General features: G+C 65.9%; 2 protein-coding genes and 1 pseudogene. 1 reads left to right on the top strand and 2 read right to left on the bottom strand.

The genetic code is table 11. The features are described 5' to 3' along the window. Both Q0H50_RS09305 and Q0H50_RS09310 read right to left on the bottom strand, forming a co-directional pair. Positions 1–378, bottom strand: a pseudogene (locus tag Q0H50_RS09305) (metal ABC transporter permease); the annotation flags it as partial. Then, a complete protein-coding gene (locus Q0H50_RS09310; RefSeq protein ID WP_294421682.1) occupies positions 379–1,161 on the bottom strand; it encodes an ATP-binding cassette domain-containing protein in 783 nt (260 codons plus the stop codon). Positions 1,162–1,378: 217 nt separating this feature from the next. Between Q0H50_RS09310 and Q0H50_RS09315 the strand changes: the two genes are divergently transcribed. Continuing rightward, on the top strand, positions 1,379–2,353 hold a 975-nt coding region (locus tag Q0H50_RS09315), incomplete at its 3' end, for a glycosyltransferase WbuB (protein ID WP_294421683.1).

The raw sequence follows: 2,353 nt of genomic DNA on the forward strand, positions 1-2,353 counted from the left end.
GACCAGGCCCCCGTCGACCTCGGCCAGGCTCTGCTCGACCATGCGGCCCACGAACGGGATGGCGGCCACGGTAAGCGGCACGATGGCGCCGGGCACGCCCAACGACGTGCCCACCACCAGGCGCGTGAACGGGATGATGGCCACGAGCAGGATGATGAACGGGATGGAGCGGCCGATGTTGACGATCCAGCCGAGCACCGTGTTAAGGGCGCGCTGCGGCTTCAGACCGTCTTTGGCCGTGATGACCAGCAGCACGCCGAGCGGCACGCCGATAAGGTAGGCGAACAGCGTGGACGCAAGCGTCATGACGAGCGTGTCCACCGTTCCCTGGGCGAACAGGGCGCCGTACTGCGAGATGAAGTTGCTGATGTAATCCATTTAGCCCTCCTGGCCTTTCGCCTCATCGCGCCCGCTTGCCACGACCAGGTCGTCGTTTGCAAGAAGCTCGCGGGTGACGGGGCTTTGCGGATTGCCGAACACGGCGGCCGTGGCGCCCTCCTCCACGATGCGGCCATGGTCGATGACGGCCACGCGGTTGCAGATCTTGCAGGCCACGGGCAGCGAGTGGGTGATAACCACCAGCGTGACGCCCAGCTCGCGGTTGATGTCCTGCAGAAGCTGCAGGATGGAGGCGGTGGTGCGCGTGTCAAGGGCGCTGGTGGCCTCGTCGCAGAGCATGACCTTGGGGTTGTTCGCCAGCGCGCGGGCGATGGCCACGCGCTGCTGCTGCCCGCCGGAAAGCTGGCTGGGATAGCGCTCGGCAAGGTCGGCCAGGCCCACCAACTCGAGCAGCTCCATGGCGCGCTTGCGAGCGGCCTCGCCCTTCTCGCCGCGAAGCTCGAGCGGGAAGGTGACGTTGCGCAAGACGGTGCGCTGCTGGAACAGGCTGAAGTTCTGGAAGATCATGCCCACCTGGCTGCGCAGCTCGAGCAGCGGCCGTCCGGACAGGCCCGTGATATCGCGGCCGTCGTAGAGGATGGCGCCCTCGGTAGGGCGCTCGAGCAGGTTCAGGCAGCGGACGAGCGTGGATTTGCCGGCGCCCGAGGCGCCGATGATGCCGAACACGTCGCCATCGTTGATGGTAAGGTTCACGTTGCGCAGCGCATGATGGGCGTTTTCGCCTTCGCCATACGTCTTGCACACGTGCTGCAATTGGATCATACGTTTCCCGATCACTTGGTTGGATACGACGCAACGGGCGCCAAGAGCCCTGTTTTGCGCGCGCGATTGCGCAACTTCTAATAATAGGCGAAGCGCAAGCCACGCACAAGGACGGCCTTTGTCGGAAGGCGCCCATCGGCGCTCGAATCCTACGGGGCTCGTGGGGGTTCGCTGTTCGCCAAGCGCGGCAAGGCGCAGGCTTGGTATACTTGCTCCCATGAATACGCAAACCTACACACAGCGCGCCCAGGCGCGCCCGCGCCCCCGCATCGCCGTGGTCACCATGGGCGTCAAGCTCGGCGACGAGACGCGCGGCTATACGCGCTTCCGCGTCCTGTCCGAGATGCTCGTCGAGCAGGGGTTCGACGTGGATCTGATCACCTCGTCGTTCCAGCACTGGGAGAAGGCCCAACGCGACACCTCGAAGGCCTGCTACCAGGGCCTTCCCTATACCGTGATGTTCATCAACGAGCCGGGATACACGCGCAACTTGGACCTGCAGCGCATCCGAAGCCACCACGTGGCGGCGAAGAACCTTCGCGAGCACTTCGAGCGCACCGCAGGCCGTTACTCGCTCATCTACTCGGAGATCCCGCCCAACGACGTGGCGCGCGTCTGCGCGGAATACGCCTCCGAGCACAACATCCCCTATGTGGCCGACATCAACGACCTGTGGCCCGAGGCCATGCGCATGGTGGTGGACATCCCCGTGGTCAGCGACGTAGCGTTCTACCCGTTCGCCCGCGACGCCAAGCGCGTCTACCAGCTGCTCTCCGGCGCCGTGGGAACCTCGGAGGAGTACACGGCCCGCCCTGCGAAGGATCGCACGGCGCCCTATCCCCACGCCACGGTGTACGTGGGCAACGACCTTGCGGCGTTCGACGAGGGCGCGCGCGAGCACATGGCCGACGTCGAAAAGCCCGAGGGCGAGCTGTGGGCCGTTTACGCCGGCACGCTCGGCGCCAGCTACGACCTGGCAACCCTTATCAAGGCGGCGGCGTTGCTCGAGAAGCGCCGCGCGACGCACACCGCGCGCACCACCGCCGCAGGAACCGCCAAGCGCCATCGCCCCTTCCCTCCCGTGAAGGTGAAGATCTTAGGGGACGGGCCCGACCGGCAACGCCTGGAAGAGCTCGCCCGACAGGAGAACGCCCCCGTGGAGTTTTTGGGCTACCAGGACCACGGCAGCATG

The organism is uncultured Senegalimassilia sp. (assembly GCF_934632265.1).
Taxonomy (GTDB): Bacteria; Actinomycetota; Coriobacteriia; order Coriobacteriales; family Eggerthellaceae; genus Senegalimassilia.

Bases quoted from the DNA above. Each gene is read 5' to 3' on its own strand.
- Q0H50_RS09310 (WP_294421682.1), bottom strand. From the start codon at position 1,161: ATGATCCAATTGCAGCACGTGTGCAAGACGTATGGCGAAGGCGAAAAC.